Source organism: Bradyrhizobium sp. Arg816, from assembly GCF_029989365.1.
Taxonomy (GTDB): domain Bacteria; phylum Pseudomonadota; class Alphaproteobacteria; order Rhizobiales; family Xanthobacteraceae; genus Bradyrhizobium.
The window spans coordinates 78,325-99,442 of record NZ_JAPRAQ010000001.1 but is presented as its reverse complement, the minus strand read 5'-3'; the positions used below and the strand labels follow the sequence as shown (position 1 = coordinate 99,442).

18 protein-coding genes are annotated in these 21,118 nt (G+C 65.5%); 12 read left to right on the top strand and 6 right to left on the bottom strand.

All coding sequences use genetic code 11. The annotated features are described in order from the left end of the window. Positions 1-93: 93 nt before the first annotated feature. Positions 94-1,338 (bottom strand): efflux RND transporter periplasmic adaptor subunit, encoded by a 1,245-nt coding sequence (locus OWC48_RS00465; RefSeq protein ID WP_282518157.1) that lies wholly within the window; start codon positions 1,336-1,338, stop codon positions 94-96. A gap of 199 nt (positions 1,339-1,537) precedes the next feature. On the opposite strand from OWC48_RS00465, the gene OWC48_RS00460 reads away from it, so the two are divergent. After that, a complete protein-coding gene (locus tag OWC48_RS00460; protein WP_282518156.1) occupies positions 1,538-2,143 on the top strand; it encodes a TetR/AcrR family transcriptional regulator in 606 nt (201 codons plus the stop codon). Between the two features lie 16 nt (positions 2,144-2,159). Here OWC48_RS00460 and OWC48_RS00455 read toward each other — a convergent pair whose 3' ends face one another. The 4 genes from OWC48_RS00455 to OWC48_RS00440 form a co-directional block, all read right to left on the bottom strand. Further along, the gene (locus OWC48_RS00455; RefSeq protein WP_282518155.1) at positions 2,160-3,647 is read right to left on the bottom strand and encodes an amidase; all 1,488 of its coding nucleotides are present in this window, start codon (positions 3,645-3,647) and stop codon (positions 2,160-2,162) included. Between the two features lie 235 nt (positions 3,648-3,882). Further along, on the bottom strand, positions 3,883-5,250 hold the full coding sequence (locus tag OWC48_RS00450) for an MFS transporter (RefSeq protein WP_282518154.1): 1,368 nt from the start codon (positions 5,248-5,250) through the stop codon (positions 3,883-3,885). A gap of 77 nt (positions 5,251-5,327) precedes the next feature. Beyond that, complete coding sequence (locus OWC48_RS00445; protein WP_282518153.1) at positions 5,328-6,857, bottom strand: aldehyde dehydrogenase; 1,530 nt, start codon at positions 6,855-6,857, stop codon at positions 5,328-5,330. Beyond that, positions 6,854-7,504, bottom strand: a complete 651-nt coding sequence (locus OWC48_RS00440; protein ID WP_212453567.1) for a GntR family transcriptional regulator — start codon at positions 7,502-7,504, stop codon at positions 6,854-6,856. Before OWC48_RS00440 ends, OWC48_RS00445 begins: the two co-directional genes overlap by 4 nt. A 157-nt stretch (positions 7,505-7,661) precedes the next feature. On the opposite strand from OWC48_RS00440, the gene OWC48_RS00435 reads away from it, so the two are divergent. The 5 genes from OWC48_RS00435 (at position 7,662) to rnz (ending at position 13,427) form a co-directional block, all read left to right on the top strand. Beyond that, positions 7,662-8,435, top strand: coding sequence for an alpha/beta fold hydrolase (locus OWC48_RS00435; RefSeq protein WP_282518152.1), 774 nt, complete (start codon positions 7,662-7,664; stop codon positions 8,433-8,435). 395 nt (positions 8,436-8,830) lie between these two features. Continuing rightward, complete coding sequence (locus OWC48_RS00430; RefSeq protein ID WP_282518151.1) at positions 8,831-10,048, top strand: multidrug effflux MFS transporter; 1,218 nt, start codon at positions 8,831-8,833, stop codon at positions 10,046-10,048. Positions 10,049-10,062: 14 nt separating this feature from the next. Further along, on the top strand, positions 10,063-11,460 hold the full coding sequence (gene guaD / locus OWC48_RS00425) for a guanine deaminase (protein ID WP_282518150.1): 1,398 nt from the start codon (positions 10,063-10,065) through the stop codon (positions 11,458-11,460). Between the two features lie 14 nt (positions 11,461-11,474). Then, on the top strand, positions 11,475-12,458 hold the full coding sequence (locus OWC48_RS00420; protein ID WP_282518149.1) for an antibiotic biosynthesis monooxygenase: 984 nt from the start codon (positions 11,475-11,477) through the stop codon (positions 12,456-12,458). A 66-nt stretch (positions 12,459-12,524) separates the two neighbouring features. Further along, entirely contained in the window at positions 12,525-13,427 is a 903-nt protein-coding gene (rnz, locus tag OWC48_RS00415; RefSeq protein WP_282518148.1) for a ribonuclease Z, read from the top strand. 15 nt (positions 13,428-13,442) lie between these two features. Here the strand turns inward: rnz and OWC48_RS00410 are convergent, their stop codons facing one another. Continuing rightward, positions 13,443-14,264, bottom strand: coding sequence for an IclR family transcriptional regulator (locus OWC48_RS00410; protein ID WP_282518147.1), 822 nt, complete (start codon positions 14,262-14,264; stop codon positions 13,443-13,445). A 123-nt stretch (positions 14,265-14,387) separates the two neighbouring features. Between OWC48_RS00410 and OWC48_RS00405 the strand changes: the two genes are divergently transcribed. From OWC48_RS00405 to OWC48_RS00380, 6 genes are read left to right on the top strand one after another with little or no spacing between them, the layout of a single operon-like run. Then, a complete protein-coding gene (locus OWC48_RS00405; RefSeq protein WP_282518146.1) occupies positions 14,388-15,308 on the top strand; it encodes a dihydrodipicolinate synthase family protein in 921 nt (306 codons plus the stop codon). A gap of 27 nt (positions 15,309-15,335) precedes the next feature. Further along, on the top strand, positions 15,336-16,775 hold the full coding sequence (locus tag OWC48_RS00400) for an FAD-binding oxidoreductase (protein WP_282518145.1): 1,440 nt from the start codon (positions 15,336-15,338) through the stop codon (positions 16,773-16,775). Between the two features lie 2 nt (positions 16,776-16,777). Then, positions 16,778-17,884, top strand: a complete 1,107-nt coding sequence (locus OWC48_RS00395) for a four-carbon acid sugar kinase family protein (RefSeq protein WP_282518940.1) — start codon at positions 16,778-16,780, stop codon at positions 17,882-17,884. Continuing rightward, positions 17,881-18,918, top strand: a complete 1,038-nt coding sequence (gene pdxA, locus OWC48_RS00390) for a 4-hydroxythreonine-4-phosphate dehydrogenase PdxA (RefSeq protein WP_282518144.1) — start codon at positions 17,881-17,883, stop codon at positions 18,916-18,918. The genes OWC48_RS00395 and pdxA overlap by 4 nt, the downstream gene beginning before the upstream one ends. A 13-nt stretch (positions 18,919-18,931) precedes the next feature. Next, positions 18,932-20,062, top strand: a complete 1,131-nt coding sequence (locus OWC48_RS00385) for an iron-containing alcohol dehydrogenase (protein WP_282518143.1) — start codon at positions 18,932-18,934, stop codon at positions 20,060-20,062. Positions 20,063-20,120: 58 nt separating this feature from the next. Then, a complete protein-coding gene (locus OWC48_RS00380) occupies positions 20,121-21,092 on the top strand; it encodes a tripartite tricarboxylate transporter substrate binding protein (protein ID WP_282518142.1) in 972 nt (323 codons plus the stop codon). The last annotated feature ends 26 nt before the right edge of the window (positions 21,093-21,118 follow it).

The window sequence follows — 21,118 nt, the reverse complement described above, 5'->3', positions numbered from 1 at the left end:
CCACGAACCCGGAATCGAGATGCGATGTCTTGGTCGTTATGTCTTGGTCGTTATGACTTGGTCATTCCGGGCGCGCGGCCCGGAATGATGTAGCTAGCGTTGCACCACATCCTGGTTGCTGTGGTTGGAGGCCTGCTGCGGTCCACGCGCACCCATCGCCGCGACCTCCGTCTTGAGCAGCGCACCCGGACGCACGCGCTGGAGACCGTTGACGATGATGCGATCGCCGGGCTTCAGCCCCGCCGTCACGATGCGAAGGCCGTCGACCGAGCCGCCGAGCGTGATCGGCCGGTAGACCGCACGGCTGTCGTCGCCGACCCCCATCACGAACTTCTTGTCCTGGTCGGTGCCGATCGCGCGCTCGTCGATCATCACCAGCGTCTGCTGCTTCGGCTGGCCCATGCGCACGCGGGCGAACTGGCCGGGGATGAGACGCCCGTCCTCGTTCCGAAACACCGCGCGGACCCGGATGGTGCCGCTCTGGCCGTTGACCTGGTTGTCGATGAGCTGGATGTGACCCTTCGCCGAGAGACCGCCGGATGTCGTCATTTCCACCGGGATCTGGTCGAGCTTGCCGCGTTGGCCGGAGGTATCCGCGATCGAGTTCAGCGCGCGCAGCACGACCTCTTCATCCGCATCGAACGAGGCGTAGATCGGATTGACCGACACCAGCGAGGTCAGCACCGGGGAGGCGGTGCCGGCGGCGACGAGATTGCCGACGGTGATCTCGAACTTGCCCACGCGGCCGTCTACGGGCGCACGCACCTCGGTGTAGTCGAGATTGAGCTTTGCGGTCTGGAGCGTCGCTTCGGCGGCCTTCACGTTGGCGATGGCTTCACGATTGGCGTTGTCGCGCTGGTCGTAGTCGCGCCGCGTGACCACGGCATTGCCGACCAGCTGCGCGCCGCGCTCGAGCTCGCTCTGGGTGAACACGACGCGCGCCTTGGCAGCCTCGAGCTGGGCGTTGGCCTTGTCGACCTCCGCGGCGTAAGGTGCCGGATCGATCTTGAACAGCACATCGCCGGCCTTCACCAGCGCGCCTTCGGTGAAGTTGGTCGCAAGGATCGCACCGGCCACGCGGGGACGAAGCTCGACACGGTTGATGGCCTCGAGCCGGCCGGAGAAATCGTCCCACAGCACGGTCTGCTTGGGTTCGATCATCGCGACGGTGACCGAGACGGCCTGCTCGGCAGCGGCAGCCGTTGCCGTGGCTTGGGCGGCACGGAAGTAGTGGCCGGTCGCGATCGCGCCGGCCACGGCGAGGGCGCCCACGATGGCGACGCCGCCGAGGAGGCGGCGGAAACGGCCGGTGCGGGGGGAGTTTTGCGAGGGATGCATTTGCGCGCTCCAGATATGTAGTGTTCACTACAGATGTGGAGCTGGATGCCGCAGTGCAAGATACTTATGTATCATTCACTAAGAAAATTGTAGCGGCATACCGCAAGAATTGGAAGACTGCAGAAAATAAAGCTAGAACAAATAGATAGGATTGGGCGTTAAGCCTCAGGCAGAACCTGAATTCCGAGGAGACAGGCACATGGGCATGGGACGCCCCCGCGAATTCGACGCCGAAACGGCGTTGGACCAGGCGATGGAAGTGTTTTGGCGCCACGGCTATGAGGGCGCCACCATTGCCCAGCTCACCGAGGCCATGGGCATCAATCCCCCGAGCCTTTACGCCTGCTTCGGCAACAAGGAAGGCCTGCTCAAGGCCGCGCTCGACCGTTACACCAAATTGCGCGGCGTCTGGATGGACGAGGTGGTCGCCGCACCGACCGCCCGCGACGTCGCCGAGCGGATGCTGATGGGCATCGCCGAAAAGCAGACCGACCCCGCCAATCCGCCCGGCTGCCTGCTCGTGCAGGGCGGCATTGCCTGCGGTAGCGGCTCCGAAAACGTCCCGTTCGAGCTTGCCGCCCGCCGCGCCGAGAACGAAGACCAGCTCCGCGAGCGCTTTGTTCGCGCCAAGGCCGAAGGCGATCTCAAGCCGAGTTCTGATCCCGCCGCGCTCGCGCGCTACGTCTCGGCCGTCTCGGTCGGCATGGGCGTGATGGCGTCCTCAGGCTCCGACCGCGAGGCGCTGCGTCAGGTCGCGAGCGTTGCCGTGCAGGCGGTCGAGGCGCAGTCGTCCGACAGAAGGTGACGGCCGCCGGCCGTTGTCATTTTGAGGATTGCAGCGCCGGCGGCGGGACGAAGCCACCGAACTCGCGTTCAATCAACCCGGCGAGCGCAATCGTCGTACGGTCCTCGAGGTACGGCCCGATGATCTGAACGCCGACCGGCAAGCCCGACGTCGTTCGCTCGATCGGAACGGCGGTTGCCGGCAGTCCGCAGGTCGAGGCGGGGTCTGCCCAGATGAAGCACGCATCGGAATAGGGATGGAGCTTGCCGTCGATGTCCAGTTGCCGGGCGTCGAACGGCTCGGAGTGATCATGCGGAAAGGCCGGCACGGCGGCGGCTGGGTAGATCACCGCGTCAAACTCGCGGAACAGCTGATACCATTTCTGCTGCAACTGCAGGCGCGCCGCGTCGGTCGCCAGCCAATCGCGATGGATCATGCCCCAGCCGCGCGCGCGCTCGGCCTGCAGGCTGCGGTCGTCGGGCGCGAGTGCCGCGGCAACTCCTTGCGCCTCTGCGAGAGCGGCCGGCGTCAGCCGCGGGCTTCGCGCTGCGTTCAACAGCTTCATGTAGAGCCGCGCGGAGTCGGCGAGGTCGGGCAGCGAGGTGCTCGCGCGCGCGACCCGCGCGCCTGACTTGCCGAGCCGGTCGGCCAATCGCCCGATGGCTGAGCGCACTGCGTCTCCGGTCGCCATTAGCGGATGCGTATTGATCACGAGGATACTGAAACCCTTGAGATGGTCATGCCGCGGGGCCGGCAGTGCAAGGCGATAGCCGATCCCGTCGCGCGTCGCGTCGGGGCCGGCAATCACGTCGAGCGCCAGCGCGAGGTCCGAGGCACTGCGCGCCATCGGCCCGACGACAGCGAGATCGCCCTGGCCGGGGACGGGCAGTGCCGGCGGCAGGCTGTAGCCGCGCAGCGGCACCAGGCCGAGGCTCGGCTTGTGTCCGAACACACCGCAGAAATGCGCGGGCACCCGGATCGAGCCGCCGATGTCCGAGCCGATCGAGAGGGGACCGAAACCCGCGGCCAGCGCCGCGCCCGATCCGCCTGAGGAGCCGCCGGGTGACCGGCCGAGGTCCCACGGGTTGTTGGTCGTCCCGTGGATGTCGTTGTAGCTCTGGAAGTCCCGCAAGCCGATCGGGATATTGGTCTTGCCGATGATGATGGCGCCTGCCGCCTTCAGCCGCGAGACGACAAGGGCATCGTCCGCAGGCATGAAATCCCTGAAATGCGGGAAGCCCCATGTCGTCGGCAGACCGGCGACGTTGAACGGTTCCTTGAGGGTCACGGGGATGCCGAGCAAAGGCAGTCGTTCGCCGCGGCCAAGCGCGGCATCGGCGGCGCGTGCGGCCTCTCTCGCGCGATCGAAATCGCGAACGATGATGGCATTGATCCGGCCGTCCAGCGCCTCGATGCGCGCGATCGTATGCGCGAGCAACTCGGACGCAGACACTTTGCGCGCGTGCAGGGCGCTCAGAAGTGCGCCGATCGAGCCGTAGTCCAGGTCAGCGGCATCTGCGGTCATCACGAGCTCCATTGTATCCCGGCTGAGACCTTGTAGCCCGGATGGAGCGCAGCGCAATCCGGGAGATATCCCGACGCGGATGCATGACCCGGATTACGCTATCGCTTCATCCGGGCTACGACGCTATCGCATCTGGTCGTCATGCCCGGGCTTGTCCCGGGCATCCACGTTCTCAGTGCGGCGTCACAAGGCGTGGATGGCCGGGACAAGCCCGGCCATGACGCGGTGGAGAGCCTCAGGAAGCTTCCTTCAGCACCGGCGAAGCAGATTCCTCCGCCTTGAGTTCCTCGAGGCTGCGATGCCGCGGCTCGATGCCGAGCGCCCAGACCGTGATGATCTGCACCACCAGCAGTCCGATCATCAAGGCCATGACGCCGGCCACGCCGCGCGTCTCGAACAGCGACACGACGAGGAACGGTGTGACGATGGTGGCGCCGCGCCCCAGCGTGTTGACGATGCCGGAGGCGCGCAGGCGGACCTCGGTTGGAAACAGCTCCGGGATATAGATGCCGAACAGAAGGGCGACCAGGACGTAGATCGGCACCGTCAGCGCGAAGCCCACGGCGGGCAGCAGGATCGGATCGGAGATCATGGGGTAGAGGATTCCAAGCATCACCGTGATCAGGGATGCGCCGATGATGGTCGGCTTGCGGCCCCAGCGGTCGGCGGTCAGCGCGCCGATGGCCGAGCCGACGGGCGCGCCGAGCGCCATCAGCAGCGAATAGCCGAACGAGGTCGCGATCGAGAGGCCCTGCTTGACGAAGAACACGGGCAGCCAGGTCACGAAGCCATAGAGCAGGGTGTTGATGGTGATCAGGCAGACGGCGCCGACGATCATCCGCGACAGCAAGGGCGCGGTGAACAGCGTGCCGAGATCGGCAGATGCCGGGACCGGCGTCGTGGCCGCGGGAGGAGGCAGGGGCTGGCCTTGCGCGGCTTCCTTCTCGATGGTCTGCATCAGCGCTTCCGCCTCGTCGGTGCGTCCCACCGCTTCCAGCCAGCGCGGCGATTCCGGCAGCGACTTGCGCATGTACCACACCACGAGCGCGCCGACGCCGCCGAGCACGAACATGGAGCGCCAGCCGAATTGCGGCACCACCACGGACGCGACCAATAGCGCCACGGGCAGGCCGGTGACGACGCACACGGTGGTGAAGCCAAGCCATTTGCCGCGGGTGCGCGCGGGCACGAATTCCGTCATCGTCGAATAGCCGACGACATTCTCCGCACCTAACCCAACGCCCATCACGAAGCGGCAGGCGATCAGGAAGGCCATGTTCGGCGAGAAAGCCGCGGCCAGGGAGGCAACGCCGAAAAGGAGCAAATTGAATTGATAGGTGAAGCGGCGTCCGTAGCGGTCGCCGAGGAAGCCGGTGCCGAATGATCCCAGCATCATGCCGACGAAGGTCGCGGAGATGAAAACCGCGTTCTGGGCGAGGGTCGAAAAGCCGGTCTTCAGCGTGACGCTGAGCACGGTTCCGGCGATATAGATGTCGAAACCGTCGAAAAACATTCCGATGCCGATCAGCAGCATGATGCGGCGATGGAATGGCCCGATCGGCAGCCGATCCAGACGGCTGCCGGCGTTCACCGATGTCGACATATACGCTCTCCCTTGACTGTTGATCTGGTCGATGCGGCCCGCCTTCTATGGACGGTCGGCCGCTTGTCGTTTTTTTGCTAGTTCAGGCGCTTTTGGTTGGCCGTGTCGCGATACCAGTCGAACGGCTGCTCGTGGGTGGCGACCATCACGCTCTTGGTGTTGAAGTGGTCGTTGAAGCTCTCGGTGCCGCATTCGCGGCCGATGCCGGAATCGTCGACGCCACCCCAGGGCGAAGCCGGGTCGAGCCGATGGTGATCGTTGATCCAGACGATGCCGGCCTTGACGGAAGCGGCAACGCGGTGGGCGCGGGCGACGTCGCGGGTGCGGATGGCCGCAGCGAGGCCGAACGGCGAGTCATTGGCGAGCCGAAGCGCGTCGGCCTCGTCCTTGAACGGCGTCACCGAGGTGAAGGGACCGAACACTTCCTCCTGGAAGATGCGCATGTCGGATGTGACGTCGGCGAACACGGTCGGCTCGACGAAATAGCCGTTGTCGTGACCTGCCACCTTCGCGGCAACACCGCCGGTGACGAGACGCGCGCCATCCTCGTGGCCGTAGCCTGCGTAGGTGAGAACGCGGTCGCGCTGCCGGGCGGAGATCACGGGGCCCATCTGGGTGCTCGCGTCGAAGGGATCGCCGACGCGGATCGTGCGGGTCTTGGCCTGCAGTTTCTCGACGAATTCGTCATAGATCGAAGCCTGGACGATGTGGCGCGAGGCGCAGACGCAGGTCTGTCCGGCGCCGATGAAAGCGCCGAACGCGGCGTAGTTGACGGCGCGGTCGACATCGAAATCGTCGAACACCATCACCGGCGTCTTGCCGCCGAGTTCCATGGTTTGATGCGCGAACACCTTTGCGGCCGCGCTGCCGGCTATGCGGCCGGCCTCGGTACCGCCGGTCAGGACCAGCTTGTTGATGTCGCCATGCTCGGCCAGCATCTTGCCGGCGCTCTGGCCGAGGCCGAGAACGATGTTGAAGACGCCCGGCGGGAGGCCCGCTTCGGTGAAGATCTGCGCAAGCTTCAACGTCGTCAGCGGCGTGTATTCGGACGGCTTGACCACGGTGACGCATCCGGTCGCCAGCACCACGGCCAGCGACTTGCACAGGATCATCAAGGGATGATTGAACGGCGTGCAATTGGCGACGATGCCGATCGGGGTGCGAAGCGTATAATTCAGATAGGCGCCTTCGACGGGGATGACGGAGTCGCGGCGCGCCAGCGCAACGCCGGCAAAGTAGCGGAAGAAATCGGGCAGGCGGGAGAGCTGGGCGCGGGTCTCGTTGATCGGCCGGCCGTTGTTGAGGGTTTCCAGCCGGTACAGGCTGTCGAGATTGGCCTCGAAGGCATCGGCGAGCTTGTTGACCAGTCTGGCACGCGCGCGCGTGTCGATGCCGCCCCAGGCTTTGCCTTCGAACGCCGCGCGCGCGCTCTTCATCGCGCGGTCGATGTCCTCGGCGGTCGAATTGGGAATGCGGGCGATGACGTCGCCGGTCGCGGGATTGCGGACGTCGAGCATCACGCCGTTGCCGGCTTCGACTTCACGCCCGTCGATGAAATTGCCATGGATTTCGACGTCGATCGACGCAGGTTTCGACGGAATGTTCATGATGACCTCTCCTCGACGATGACGGCATTGCGCTTGAGCGCCGGCAGAACGCGTTTTTCGGTGGCCCCGATATGGGCCTTGATGATGCGCGCGGCGGTTCGCGTTTCGCGGCTCTGCATGGCGTCGATCAGGGCAACGTGCTCGGCGACGAGCTTTGCCGGGTCGTGACCCCTAAGATTGGACACGCTGACGCGAACCAGCCGGTCGGCCTGGCCGATCAGGTCGCACAGCGCCGTCGCCATGCGGCGATTGCCGGACGCATGAGCCAGCGCGGAGTGGAAGCCGCGGTTGTAGGCGATGAAGTCCTCGTGGTCGCCGGAGAAGCGGCGAAATTCATCGAGCGATTTCAGGACGCTGTCGGGAGCGCTCTCGATCGCCTCGGCGACGCAGGCCGGCTCCAGCGCAAGACGGAAGCGGAGGAGGTCGCGGGCGTCCGACAGCGAGATCGGGGTGACCCGGTAGCCCTGGCGCGGCTGCACCGTCACCAGGTGCTCGCGCTGCAGCCTCAAAAGCGCATCCCGAACCGGTTGGCGGCTCACCGAATAGCGTTCGGCCAGATCCTGCTCCCGCATTTCATCGCCTGGAGCAAAGCGACAAGCTAAAATATCAGATCTGAGAAGATCGTAGATGTTTTCGCGTAAAAGCATGATCGTTAGGGACCTCGTTGGCGATAATCTGGCAAGTCTGATATTTCACGTCAAGCGCCAAATGCTTGAATTCCCTGACAGTTGATTTATCAATCGGGGGCCTCCACGGCACGCGAACGGGTGTGATCCCGCCGACGAAGTTAAGGAAAGACCGGACATGGACAGGCTTCTTGCCAACGGGACCGTCAACGCCGCGCAATCGGGCGAAGGGCCGCCGCTGTTTCTCTTCCACTCGCTGTTGTCGGACCGTGCGAGCTTCGATGCGATCGTGCCCGAGCTTGAGGGATCGTTTCGCACCATCGTGCCGGAGTTGCCGGGGTTCGGTCGCTCACGCGCGGTCGGGGGCGGGCTCGTCGTTGTCGCGGACAGGATGGCGGAGGCCGTGAAGGAGGCTGCGGGCGGTGCGCCGGCGATCGTGCTCGGCAACGGCTATGGCGGCTTCGTCGCCTTGCAGATGGCGATCCGGCACCCGGAGATCGCCAGCAAGCTCGTCCTCGCCGATTGCGGCGCGGCGTTCTCGGAGCCCGGCCGCGAGGCGTTTCGCAACATGGCGATGGTCTCGCGGGAGAAGGGCCTCGAGGCGATCACTGACGTTGCGATGCGGCGTCTGTTTGCGCCCGAGTTTCAGGAGCAGCATCCCGAACTGATGCGGGATCGTCGCGAAGCTTTTCTGCGGACGGATCCCGATGTGTTTCGCAGCGCATGCGACGCGTTGGCAAGCCTCGATCTCCGCGCCGAACTTGCCGCGGTGAAAGTTCCTGCCCTCGTTCTGGTCGGTGAGCACGACGAGGCGACGCCTCCGCCAATGTCGCATGAGCTGGCCGCCGGTTTGCCGTGCGCCGAACTCAAGGTCATTCCAGGCTGCGCGCACGTGCCGCAGCTTCAGTCGCCGCGGCAGTTTCTCGGAGCTCTCAAGGGTTTCTTGCTTTGATCTGCACCCGGCTGATGCCGAACCTGCGTTCGAAACGGCGATGCCTTCCGAACGGTTAATGGCTTCTGTGCGACGGCGAATTCACAGGCGGGGATGGTGCAGTCCTGCGCCTGTTTTGCCCGACGTGTCAAACGTCCTCGGGGCTAGGCTCGCGTCATGCCGAAGCGAAATTCTTCAATGATTTGTACTGTGCATGGGGTTGTTTTCGCATTTTTTGTTGGAGCATCCCGGGACAGCGAGGACCAGAGCCTCGGCCGCCCGCATTGAGGCGGACCCCCTAAGAGTTTTTACACACAGTTCTGGCACGCTCCGCGCGTCAATCCGCAACCTGCATCGTCGCCTCTCACTGCGCGCACGAAAAGACAGGACCCGCGGGCATCGAGGGGGCGTGAGCCATGACTGCAGTTGCTTCGGACGCTGGTCGCGCGAAGGGCGGGATCGTGCCGATCCTGCTGTGCGTCGTGCCGTTCAGCCAGATTCCGCTCGATGCCTATACGCCGGGCCTGCCGCAGATGGTGGTTGATCTCGCCACCGATTCCGCGTCGATGCAGAACACCGTCACCGCCTACATGCTCGGCATGAGTCTGGCGCTGGTGCCTGTCGGCATCGCCTCCGACACGCTTGGCCGCCGTAACGTCCTGCTCGCGGGGCTATCGGTTCTCATCGCGATGAGCATCGCCTGTGCGCTCGCCACCAGCGCATCGCTGCTGCTCGCGCTACGCTTCCTGCAGGGCGTCGGTGGCTGCACCTGCCTCGTCGTCGCCTATGCGGTTGCGGCCGACTGCTTTCGCGGCCGCGAGCTCACGGCGATCTCCGGCCTGCTTGGCGCCGCCTGGGGGCTTGCACCCGTGCTCGCACCGGCGGCCGGCGGCTTCATCGTCGAGCTGACGTCCTGGCGCGGGGTCTTCGTCATCATTGCCATCGCCGCGGCCATCGTCGCTGCGATCGTCGTGCTGCTTCTGCCCGAGACGCTGCCGGCCGAGCGGCGCGCGCCGTTCGATCCGCGCCGCACGGCGAGCATTCTCCGCGAGGCGCTCGTCCGTCCGGGCTTCCTGGCCTTCGTGCTGGTGTTCGCCGCCGCGGCCAGCGCGCAACTGGCGTTCGGCGTCGTCGCGCCGTTCTTCTACCAGACCGGCCTCGGTTATTCCGCGGCCATCTACGGCCTCGTCGCGCTCGGCCTTGGCGGCGTCAATCTCGCTGGCGAGCTCGGCTGTGCGCACTTCGCGAGCTGGATGCCGGCCCGCGTGATGGCTTTTGGTGCCTTCGCGCTGTTTCTCGCCGGCGCTGTGGTCTTGACCGCAACTGGCATGACCCTCGGCCTTGATTTTGCGTCGATCACGATCGGCGGTGCACTGGTGCTCGGCGGCTGCGGCGTGCTGTGCCCGATGATGTACGGCATGGCGCTCGGCCTGTTCGAGCGCGACCACGGCCTGATCGGCGGCCTCATCAGCGCGCTCTGCTATCTCGCGGTCAGCGGCGCCATGGCGATCGCAGCGGTGTTGCCCGAAGCGACGCAGGCGCCGATCGGCTGGCTTTATCTCGGCCTCTGCGCCGTCGCAGGCACGCTGCTTGCGATCTCGCTGCCTGCAGCGCGCCACGCCACACAGACTTAAGGAAGGAACCTCTCATGACCACCGTTGGTATTCGCGGCACATTCTTCGACTTCGTCGACGATCCCTGGAAGCACATCGGCAACGAGCAGGCTGCCGCGCGCTTTCACCAGGACGGCCTCATGGTCGTCACGGATGGGGTCATCAAGGCGTTCGGTCCGTATGAGAAGATCGCCGCCGCGCACCCGGGCGTCGAGATCACCCATATCAAGGACCGCATCATCGTCCCCGGCTTCATCGACGGCCACATCCATCTGCCGCAGACCCGCGTGCTCGGCGCCTATGGCGAACAGCTGCTGCCGTGGCTCCAGAAGTCGATCTACCCCGAGGAGATCAAGTACAAGGATCGCAACTACGCGCGCGAGGGCGTGAAGCGTTTTCTCGACGCACTGCTCGCCGCCGGCACCACCACCTGCCAGGCCTTCACCAGCTCCTCGCCGGTCTCGACCGAAGAGCTGTTCGAGGAAGCCGCCCGCCGCAACATGCGCGTGATCGCGGGCCTCACCGGGATCGACCGCAACGCGCCGGCCGAGTTCATCGACACGCCCGAGAACTTCTATCGCGACAGCAAGCGTCTGATCGCGCAGTACCACAACAAGGGCCGCAACCTCTACGCCATCACGCCGCGCTTCGCCTTCGGCGCTTCGCCGGAGCTGCTCAAGGCGTGTCAGCGCCTCAAGCACGAGCATCCGGACTGCTGGGTCAACACCCACATCTCCGAGAACCCGGCCGAGTGCAGCGGCGTGCTGGTCGAGCATCCGGACTGCCAGGACTATCTCGGTGTCTACGAGAAGTTCGACCTGGTCGGGCCAAAATTCTCCGGCGGCCATGGTGTCTATCTCTCGAACAACGAGTTCCGCCGCATGTCCAAGAAGGGCGCCGCGGTGGTGTTCTGCCCGTGCTCGAACCTGTTCCTCGGCAGCGGCCTGTTCCGCCTCGGCCGCGCCACCGATCCCGAGCATCGGGTGAAGATGTCGTTCGGCACCGACGTCGGCGGCGGCAACCGCTTCTCGATGATTTCCGTGCTCGATGACGCCTACAAGGTCGGCATGTGCAACAACACGTTGCTCGACGGCAGCATCGACCCGGCGCGCAAGGATCTTGCGGAAGCCGAGCGCAACAAGCTCTCGCCCTATCGCGGCTTCTGGTCGGTCACGCTCGGCGGCGCCGAAGGCCTCTACATCGACGACAAGCTCGGCAATTTCGAGCCCGGCAAGGAGGCCGATTTCGTCGCGCTCGATCCGAATGGTGGCCAGCTGGCGCAACCCTGGCACCAGTCGCTGATCGCCGACGGTGCTGGTCCGCGCACGGTTGATGAGGTCGCGAATATGCTGTTCGCCGTCATGATGGTCGGCGACGACCGCTGCGTCGACGAGACCTGGGTGATGGGCAAGCGCCTCTTCAAGCAGAGCTGAAGCGGACGGTCGCGATGAGCGCATCTCCGGATCCAGCGGCCCAGGCGGTCGCCCTCGTCATCCAGCGCCGCATCGCCGACGACGGCTTTGCCGCGTTCGCGCGCTGGAACGGCGAGGTCGGCGAGGTGCTGAAGGCGTGGCCTGGCTTCCTCAGCCAGGAGGTCGTGCCGCCGCAGCCGCCGGCGCATGTGGACTGGGTGACGATCGTACGTTTCGCGAATCCGGCCGCTGCCCGCGCTTGGCTTCAGAGCGAGGTACGGGCGCGGCTGATCGCGGACGTGCAGCGCTTCTTCGTCGGGTCGGAGGACGTCCATATCCTTCCCGACACCGGCGTTCAGCGCGACAGCGCGGTCTCCGCCGTCATCTCCTTCAAGGTGCCGGATGGACTCGAGGATGCGTTCCTCAAATGGCAACAGCGCATCCAGGCCGCGGAGGCCGAGTTCAGGGGGTTCCTGCGCCACAAGATCGAGCGGCCTATCTCGGGCCTGCACGACGAGTGGATCGTCATCCTGTCGTTCGACAGCGATGCCAACCTCAATGCATGGCTCGACTCGCCCTTGCGGCAGACGCTGCTTGAGGAAGGCGCGCGCTTCAACGCCGGCATGAACGTGAAGCGGGCAAGCTACGGCTTCAATTTCTGGTTCCCAACGGGGAAGGCCCAGGCGCCGGAGCAGAGTGCGGGTCTGATCTGGAAGAGCAACCTCATCGTGCTCCTGGTGCTCTATCCCGTGGTCTATCTCTGGGGCTATTTCGTCAGCGCGCCGCTGATCGATAGCCACGGCGTGCCCGTCTGGCTGTCGCTGTTCGTCGGCAATCTCGTGAGTACCCAGCTGCTCGGCTGGTTTCTCGTGCCGGCCGCCTTCAGGGCGCTCGACTGGTGGATCAAGCCGAAGGCAGCGCTCGGCCGCCAGATCGCCGGATATGCATTGCTTGCCGCGCTCTATGCGGGCTCGATGGGCCTGTACGCGCTGCTGCTCGCATGGCATTGGGGACGGTGAGGCCATCCACCGTGCGGACCGTTGAAGGGCTGCCGGGGAGAGGTCGGTCTCTGGACGCTGACGACCATGTTCGCCCTGACATTTCTCGGCACCTCGGCAAGCGTTCCCTCAGTGGAGCGCAACCATCCGGCCCTCCTGGTGGAGGTCGCGGGCAAGCGCATTCTGGTTGATTGCGGCGAGGGCACGCAGCGCCAGTTGCTGCGCAGTGGCGCCGGCTTTCGCCGGCTCGACCGCATCCTGCTGACGCACGGGCATCTCGATCACGTGCTCGGCATCCCCGGTCTCTTCTCGACGCTGGGGTTGCGGCAGACCTCCGACGTGATGACCGTTCATGCCGGCCCGGGCACGCTCGACATCGTCGTTCGCATGCTTGCAGGTCTGTGGGGCGCGGGCAGGGCGCCGATCCCTGTGGCATTCGCGCCGCTGACCGAGGGGCAAGTCATCGATGCCGGCGACTTCACTATCGACTGCTTTCCGGTCCGCCACCGCGACACCGACAGCTTTGGCTTCTCTTTCCAAAGTCCCGCACGCCGCCACCTTCTGCCCGAGCGCCTCGCGTTGCTCAGCGTCCCGGACGGGCCGATGCGCGGAGAGCTGGCCGCCGGACGACCGGTCGTGATCGCCGGTCGAACCATCGATCCGGAAGACGTCCTGGGCCCGCCGGGCGGCGGCAGGAAGCTCGTCGTGGTCGGCGACACCGAAACCACCGATGGTCTATCTCGACATGTCGCCGACGCCGACTTGCTGGTGATCGAGGCGACGTTCCTCGATCGTGACGCCGCGACCGCGCGGGACTACGGCCATCTCACGGCAACCGAAGCCGCTTCGTTTGCCGCTGCCAACAACGTCAAGCAGCTCGTGCTGGTCCACATGTCGGGACGATACGAGGATGAAGAGATCTTGACGGAGGCGACAAAGATGTTTCCGAATACGCGGATCGCTGCCGACTTCGATCACATCGTGATCTGATCGCCGTCACCACCCTCAGCTCGTCAATCCCGATTTGATCGCGAGATCCTGGACTTGGGCGGTCGCCTGCATCAGCCGCGGCAACGCCTGGTCGCGGAAGGCCGCCATGTCCATGCGCATCGCATCGACCGTGACGCTCAAGCCGCCGATCACAAAACCCTGAGCGTCGAAGATCGGCGTTGCCAGCGTGCGCAGGCCATAGGCATTCTCGCCGTCGGAGACGGCATGGCCTTTTTTCTTCACCTGATCGAGCCGGGCGAGCAGTGCGTCGAGATCGGTCAGCGTTCGCTCCGACAGTTTGACGCGAGGACGCAACTCGAGCCGCTCGATCTGCTGGTCGCGTGGCAGATGCGCCAGCATGACATGGCCGAGCGCGGCACTGTAGGCGGGAATGCGCGTGCCCGGCCGGCGGTCCATCTTGTGACGGTCGAGGCCGGCACCGACGCGCGCGAGATAGACTACGTCGCCGCCATCGAGAATGCCGAGCGAGGCCGCATCGCCCACCGCCGGGACGAGGTCGCGCAGCAGCGGCTCGACGATCGGCCGCAGCGAGCCGTGCGACAGCACGGTGTAGCCGAGGTCGAGACAGGCGACGCCGAGACGGAACCGGCGGCTTTGCGGAACGGCCTGGAGATAGCCGAGCTCGGTCAGTGTTTGGATCAGGCGGAACGCCGTCCCGCGATCGAGCTCGGCCCGTGCGGCAATCTCACTCAGGGTCAGCTCGAAGGCCTCGCTGCTGAAACTCTTGAGCACCGCGAAGGCCTTCCCAACGGAAGCGACGTGGTTCTTAGGGTTTTTCCGCGACGATTCCGTTATGCGCTTTGCAGCCTTGGCCATGCTCGAATGCCCCGCCATGACAGCCATGCCCTTGACGTCGGGCCGAGCTGATTTTACGACTGCATCAGCAAATAACAAATGTTCGCATTCCGAACAATATCGTTCTGACGATCGGAGGAAGTTTTGTCGACATCATCGCTGCACCCTCATGGCGTGTTCTCCGCCGCGTTGACGCCGCTCGACGCCGAGCTTGCTCCCGATCATGCGCGCTTCGTGGACCATTGTCGCTATCTGCTCGACGAAGGCTGCGACGGCATCGCGATGCTGGGCACGACGGGTGAGGCGAACTCCTTTTCGGTGGCCGAACGCTCGGCGCTGCTCGAGGCGGTGGTGGCCGCCGGCATCGCGCCGCGGCGGCTTTTGCCCGGCACCGGCGTTGCCGCGCTCAGCGATACCACCGCGCTGACGCGCCACGCGCTCTCGGTCGGCGTCGACACCGTGGTGATGCTGCCGCCGTTCTACTACAAGAACGTCACCGATGACGGCATCTTCGCCTCCTACAGCGAGGTGGTTCAGCGTATCGGTGATGCGCGCCTGAAAGTCGTCCTCTATCACTACCCGCAGATGTCGGCGCAACCGATCTCGCATGCACTGATCGAGCGGCTGCGCAAGGTCTATCCGGCGACGTTCACCGGCATCAAGGATTCGTCCGGCGACTTCGCCAACATGACGGCGATGGTCGAGCGGTTTCCGGGCTTCGCTGTCCTGGGCGGCGCCGATCCATTGATGCTGCCGCTGCTGCGCAAGGGCGGCGCGGGCTGCATAACCGCGACCTCCAATGTCGTCGCGCGCAGTCTTGCCTATGTCTTCAAGCACTTTGGCAACAGCGACGACGATCCGGCGCTCAAGGCGGCGCAGGCGCGCATCGTGAAGGCGCGCGAGCTGGTCTCGCAATTTCCGCAGATGGCCTCGCTGAAGGCGCTTGCGGCCGATCGCACCAAGCATGCCGGTTGGCAGCGCCTGCGGCCGCCGCTGGAGTCCCTGCTGCCGGACCAGCTGAAAGAGCTGCTTGCGAATGCTGCGGCATTCGCAGCCTCCGCCTAAGCTCGGTACGGACGACGAGGCGATCTGATGTCCGACTCATTCCAGGATGCATTGGCCGGGCTCGCCGCGATCGTCGGCGACAAGCACGTCATCGCGTCCGGAGTCGACCAGGAGCCCTATGTGGTGGACTGGCGCGGGCGCTATCGCGGCCGCGCTGTCGCGGTGGTGAAGCCCGTCTCGACTGCCGAGGTCGCCTCCGTCGTCAAATACTGTGTCGACAGGCGCCTTGCGATCGTGCCGCAAGGCGGCAACACCGGCATGTGCGGAGCCGCGACTCCGGACGATCACGCTGGCAATGTCGTGATCCGGCTCGACCGCATGCGAGCGGTGCGCGACGTCAGTCCGCTCGCCAGTACGATCACGGTCGAGGCCGGCTGCATTCTCGCCGAGGTCCAGAATGCGGCGCGTAGCGTCGATCGCTATTTTCCCCTGAGCCTGGGTGCCGAAGGTTCCTGCCAGATCGGCGGCAATATCTCGACCAATGCCGGCGGCACGGCCGTGCTGCGCTACGGCCCGACGCGCGATCTCGTGCTCGGGCTCGAAGCCGTGCTGCCCGACGGGCGTATCTTCAACGGCCTGCGCGCGCTACGCAAGGACAACACGGGTTACGCGCTCAAGCAGCTCTTCATCGGCGCGGAAGGGACGCTCGGCATCGTCACCGCGGCGGTGCTGAAACTGTTTTCGCCGCCGCGCAGCTCGGCGCTGGCGCTGGTGAAATTGCGGGGTGTCGCGCAGGCACTCGAGATCATGCAGCGCCTGCGCGGTGTGGTCGGCGACCGGCTCGGCAGCCTCGAAATCATGTCGCGCTCGCAGATCGAGGCGATCGCGGAGACCGTGCCGCATGTCACGATCCCGTTCGCGCTGACGACGCCGTGGTACCTGATCGTCGAGTTGACGGACACGCTTGCGGGCGTCGATCTCGACGAGCCGCTCGCCACGGCTCTGGCGGATGCGATGGAGGCCGGTATCGCCGAAGACGTCATCCTGACCTCCAACCTCGCGCAGGCGAAAGCGATCTGGGCGGTCAGGCACAGCGTGTCCGAAGGCAACAAGCGCAGCGGCTATGTCGTCTCGCACGACAGCGTTGTGCCGCTGGAGCGCCAGGCGGACTTCGTCACCAATGTCGAGGCGCGGATCATGGCCGCGGTACCGCATGCCCGCGTGGTGATGCATGGCCATATCGGCGACGGCAACATCCACGTGATCGCCCTGATCGACCGTGCGCATTGTCAGGAGCCGGCGACGACGGCCGCCCTGGTGGCGCAAATCAATGAGATCGTCGACGACGAGACCGCAGCGCAGTGCGGGGCGATCAGTGCCGAGCACGGCATCGGGATCACCAATCGCGTCCGGCTGGCCCGTGTCGCCGATCCGCTCGATATCGAGCTGATGCGTGGCATCAAACGCTTGCTCGATCCGAATGGCCTGATGAACCCCGGCAAGATCTTTGGCGCGGGAGCAGCATGACAATGACGGTCGTGCGCCTGCTTGCCGACGATCTCACCGGCGCACTCGACACCGCGGCGGAGTTCGTCGGCCTGTGCGGACCATTCGACGTCACCTGGGCGGATTCGCCCGCGACTCCGGGCACGCAAAGCCTCGCGATCGACAGCGGCACCCGCGAGCGGTCGAAAGCCGACAGCGTCGAGATCGTCGGACGGCTGGCGCCGCAGCTTCAGGGTGGGACCATCGCCTACAAGAAGGTCGACAGCCTGCTCCGCGGTGCCTGGGCGGCCGAGCTCGGCGCCTGCCTGCGCAGCGGCCCTTGGGCGTCATGCGTGGTCGCACCAGCCTTCGACTATCAGGGACGCCGCACCGTGGGCGGCCAGCAATTTGCGCGTACGGTCCAGGGCGACTGGCATCGCGTCGGTGACAATCTGCTGGCTCAACTGCAGCTCGAGGGCATCGAAGCACGGCAGGGCCGGGCCGATACGCTGTCGCAAGGCGGTGTTCAGGTCTTCGATGCCGAGAACGACGTCGAGCTCGATCGCATCGTCGAGATGGCGCGGCAGATGCCGGGGCCGGTGCTGTGGTGCGGAAGCGGCGGGCTCGCCGGTGCACTCGCCCGCAGCGATCGCGCCGATGCGCCGAGCCGGCTGAAGCGGCCGGTGCTGGGGCTGTTCGGTTCCGACCAGGCCACCACCGCCTCCCAGCTCGCAGCATGTGGCGAAGCCACCATCGCGTTGGCCGAAGGTGAGGGGGGCGCAGGCGTTCAACGCAAGCTGGCTGACGATGGCGTGGCGCTGGTGAAATTCGCGCTCGCGGATGGCCTTTCGCGCGTCGAGGCCGCGCAGCGGATCGCGCGCGAGCTGACGACGCTGATTTCGGCGCTCGATCCGCCCGGAACCTTGATCGTTGCTGGCGGCGAGACCTTGAAGGCCGTATGCGTTGCGCTCGGCGCGCATGCGCTCCAGGTGAGGGGGCGTATCGTACCGGGGCTGCCGCGCTCGGTACTGCAAGGCGGTCGCTGGGCCGGCGTCGACATCATCTCGAAGTCCGGCGCGTTCGGCCCCAGCGAGCTGTGGCGCGATCTGCTCCGGGACAATCATTTGCTCAATACTGGGAGCCCGACATGACCTCTCGTCATCTTGCCATCACCATGGGCGATCCGGCCGGGATCGGCCCGGAGATCATCGTCAAGGCCTGCGTCGGGCTGAAGGACCGGATCGCGAAAGGCGATCTGCGGATCCTGATCATCGGCAGCGGCGCGGCGCTCGATGGTGCCAAGGCCGCGCTCGGCGCTGCCGTTGCGATTCCGGAGGTGCGTGCTGACGATGCTGACTGGCCGAACCTCTGTTTCCTCCAGGCGGATGTCGAGGGCACCCCGATCAAGCCCGGCGTCTTGAGCGCCGATGGCGGCCGCTTTGCCTACAAGGCGATCGAGCAGGGCGTGCGCCTGACCCAGGCCGGGCGGACCTCCGCGATTGTCACCGCGCCGCTCAACAAGGAAGCACTCAACAAGGCCGGCTATCATTTCCCTGGCCATACCGAGATGCTGGCGCACCTCACCGGCGTGCGCGGCTCGGTGATGCTGCTCGCCCACGGCAACATGCGCGTCAGCCATGTCTCGACCCACGTGGCGCTTGAAGACGTGCCGAAGCGCCTGACGCCGGAGCGTCTGCGCATGGTGATCGATCTCACCAACGAGGCCTTGCTGCGGCTCGGTATCGCCAAACCGAAGATTGCGATCGCCGCGCTCAATCCGCATGCCGGCGAGGGCGGTCTGTTCGGCCGGCAGGATATCGACGTTTCGGCACCGACGATTGCCAAGGCCGTCGCCGATGGCCTCGACGTCGTCGGCCCGGTGCCCGGCGACACCATCTTCGTCAAGCTGCGCGCCGGCCAGTACGATGCTGCGGTCGCGATGTATCACGACCAGGGGCACATCCCGGTCAAACTGCTGGGCTTCCAGGTTGATCCCGCGACCGGCCGCTGGCAGGAGCTCTCCGGCGTCAACATCACGCTGGGCCTGCCGATCATCCGCACCTCCGTCGATCACGGCACCGCCTTCGACATTGCCGGCAAGGGCATTGCCAACGAGCACAGCCTGATCGAGGCCATCGACTATGCCGAGCGGCTCTCCGCTGGCGCCTCCGCCTCCAAATCATGAGATCTAGCGCACGATGACCAACGCCTTCACGCCCATCGAAATCCAGCGTCCCACCATCCTGGAATTCGGCAACGGCACGATCACCGCCGCGGCGCGCTTCGCCGAGCGGATCGGCGCCAGGCGGCCGCTGGTGATTTCCGATCTGTTCAATGCGCGCCGCGTCGATGCGCTGGCGCTGCCGGGCGCAGTGAAGGTGTTCGGCGACGTGAAGCCCGAGCCGGACCTGCCCAATCTCGAGAAGGCCGTCGCGATGGCACGCGACGCCAAGCCCGATCTCGTGGTCGGCTTCGGCGGCGGCAGCGCGATGGATCTTGCCAAGCTGGTTGCCGTGCTCTGCACCAGCGACGTGGCCTTTGCCGATATCGTTGGGCCGGAAAAAGTCGCTGGCCGCAGCGTCGCGCTGATGCAGATACCGACCACATCGGGCACCGGCAGCGAGGCGGGCACCCGTGCGCTCGTCACCGATCCCGTCAGCCAGAACAAGCAGGCAGTGCAGAGCCGCTTCATGCTCGCCGATATCGCCATCGTCGACCCCGATCTCACGATGACGGTGCCGAAGCAGGTCACTGCGGCCACCGGCGTCGATGCGCTGGCGCATTGCGTCGAGGCCTATACCAGCCGCAAGGCGCATCCGATGATCGACCTTTATGCGCTCGAGGGCGCGCGGCTGGTCGGGCAATATCTCAAGCGGGCGGTCGCCGACGGCGGCGATCGCGAGGCACGCGCGGGTCTCTCCCTAGCCTCGCTCTATGGCGGCTATTGCCTCGGGCCGGTGAACACCACTGCCGGGCATGCCGTCGCTTATCCGCTGGGCACGCGCCATCATGTCGCGCATGGGCTCGCCTGCGCCGTGATCTTCCCGCACACGCTGGCCTTCAACATGCCGGCAGTCGAGGCGAAGACGGTCGCGGTGCTGGCGGCGCTCGGCCTGCCGGCGCAGAACGACCCGATTCTTGCATTCGAGGCCACTTACGAGTTCTGCAAGAACCTCGGCATCGAGATGCGTCTGTCCGCGCTCGGCGTGCCCAAGGGCGATCTCGGCGTCATGGCCGACGAGGCGCACGCCATTCGCCGCCTGCTCGACAACAATCCGCGAGACCTCGGCCGGGATGCGATCCTGAACATGTACGAGGTCGCGTTCTAGTCACCTCCGCCGCCCGCGGGACCCAATCAACAAAACAGTAATAGTAGAGGAAACCTCGATGAGATCGATGTGGCTTGGTCTTGTGTCAGCCGTGCTGCTGGCGACGTCGCCGGCAAAGGCGCAGGACGGCTATCCGTCCAAGCAGGTGACGGTGATCGTGCCTTTCGCCGCCGGCGGCACCGCCGACATCTTCGCGCGCATGGTGTCGAACCATCTGCAAGTGAAGCTGGGCAAGCCGTTCGTGGTAGAGAATGTCGGCGGCGCGGGTTCGATCCTCGGCGTGACGCGGCTGGCGAAATCGGCGCCTGACGGCATCACGCTCGGCCTTGCCAGCACCTCCGCGCTCGCGATCAACCCCACGCTCTACGGGCCGAAGCTCAGCTACCAGCCGGACAGGGACCTGGTGGCAGTCGCCCAGATCAGCGTCGTGCCGAACGTGCTCGTGGTGAATCCCAACAAGATCAAGGCGCGCACCGTGCCGGAGCTGATCGCCTATCTGAAGGCGAACCCGGACAAGGTCTCGTTCGGCTCGGCCGGCGTCGGCACCTCGCAGCATCTTGCCGCCGAACTGTTTCAACAGATGACCGGCACCAAGATGGTGCATGTGCCCTACAAGGGCTCCAGCCAGATGCTGACGGATCTGTTGAGCGGCCAGATCGATCTTGCCTTCGACAACGTGCCGCTGCTGCTGCCGCAGGTGAAGACCGGCCAGCTCGCGATGCTCGCCACTGCAACGCCCAAGCGCGCCGCCTTCGATCCGGAAGTCCCGGCCGTCGCCGAATTCCTGCCGGGCTTCGAGGCCGTGGCCTGGCACGGCTTCTTCGTCCCCGCGGCAACGCCGAAGCCCATCGTCGACAAGCTGTCGGGCGAGATCCGCGCCTTCATGCAGCAGCCGGAGACGGTGCAGAAGATGGCCGAGCTCGGCGCGGCCGCGGTTGCGGTGGATTCCGAACCTTTCAAGGCCTACATCGCCTCCGAGACCGAGCGGTGGAAGAAGGTGATCGAGGCGGCGAATATCAAGCTGGAGTAGGCGACGGTCGCTTCTCTGGAAATGAC

Excerpts from the sequence above, each read along its gene's own strand:
- OWC48_RS00440 (WP_212453567.1), bottom strand. The coding sequence starts at position 7,504 with ATGCTTTTACGCGAAAACATCTACGATCTTCTCAGATCTGATATTTTA.
- OWC48_RS00385 (WP_282518143.1), top strand. The coding sequence starts at position 18,932 with ATGACCAACGCCTTCACGCCCATCGAAATCCAGCGTCCCACCATCCTG.
- OWC48_RS00380 (WP_282518142.1), top strand. The coding sequence starts at position 20,121 with ATGAGATCGATGTGGCTTGGTCTTGTGTCAGCCGTGCTGCTGGCGACG.
- pdxA (WP_282518144.1), top strand. The coding sequence starts at position 17,881 with ATGACCTCTCGTCATCTTGCCATCACCATGGGCGATCCGGCCGGGATC.
- OWC48_RS00455 (WP_282518155.1), bottom strand. The coding sequence starts at position 3,647 with ATGACCGCAGATGCCGCTGACCTGGACTACGGCTCGATCGGCGCACTT.
- OWC48_RS00435 (WP_282518152.1), top strand. The coding sequence starts at position 7,662 with ATGGACAGGCTTCTTGCCAACGGGACCGTCAACGCCGCGCAATCGGGC.
- OWC48_RS00430 (WP_282518151.1), top strand. The coding sequence starts at position 8,831 with ATGACTGCAGTTGCTTCGGACGCTGGTCGCGCGAAGGGCGGGATCGTG.
- guaD (WP_282518150.1), top strand. The coding sequence starts at position 10,063 with ATGACCACCGTTGGTATTCGCGGCACATTCTTCGACTTCGTCGACGAT.
- OWC48_RS00445 (WP_282518153.1), bottom strand. The coding sequence starts at position 6,857 with ATGAACATTCCGTCGAAACCTGCGTCGATCGACGTCGAAATCCATGGC.
- OWC48_RS00400 (WP_282518145.1), top strand. The coding sequence starts at position 15,336 with ATGTCCGACTCATTCCAGGATGCATTGGCCGGGCTCGCCGCGATCGTC.
- OWC48_RS00465 (WP_282518157.1), bottom strand. The coding sequence starts at position 1,338 with ATGCATCCCTCGCAAAACTCCCCCCGCACCGGCCGTTTCCGCCGCCTC.
- OWC48_RS00420 (WP_282518149.1), top strand. The coding sequence starts at position 11,475 with ATGAGCGCATCTCCGGATCCAGCGGCCCAGGCGGTCGCCCTCGTCATC.
- OWC48_RS00460 (WP_282518156.1), top strand. The coding sequence starts at position 1,538 with ATGGGCATGGGACGCCCCCGCGAATTCGACGCCGAAACGGCGTTGGAC.
- rnz (WP_282518148.1), top strand. The coding sequence starts at position 12,525 with ATGTTCGCCCTGACATTTCTCGGCACCTCGGCAAGCGTTCCCTCAGTG.
- OWC48_RS00395 (WP_282518940.1), top strand. The coding sequence starts at position 16,778 with ATGACGGTCGTGCGCCTGCTTGCCGACGATCTCACCGGCGCACTCGAC.
- OWC48_RS00410 (WP_282518147.1), bottom strand. The coding sequence starts at position 14,264 with ATGGCCAAGGCTGCAAAGCGCATAACGGAATCGTCGCGGAAAAACCCT.
- OWC48_RS00450 (WP_282518154.1), bottom strand. The coding sequence starts at position 5,250 with ATGTCGACATCGGTGAACGCCGGCAGCCGTCTGGATCGGCTGCCGATC.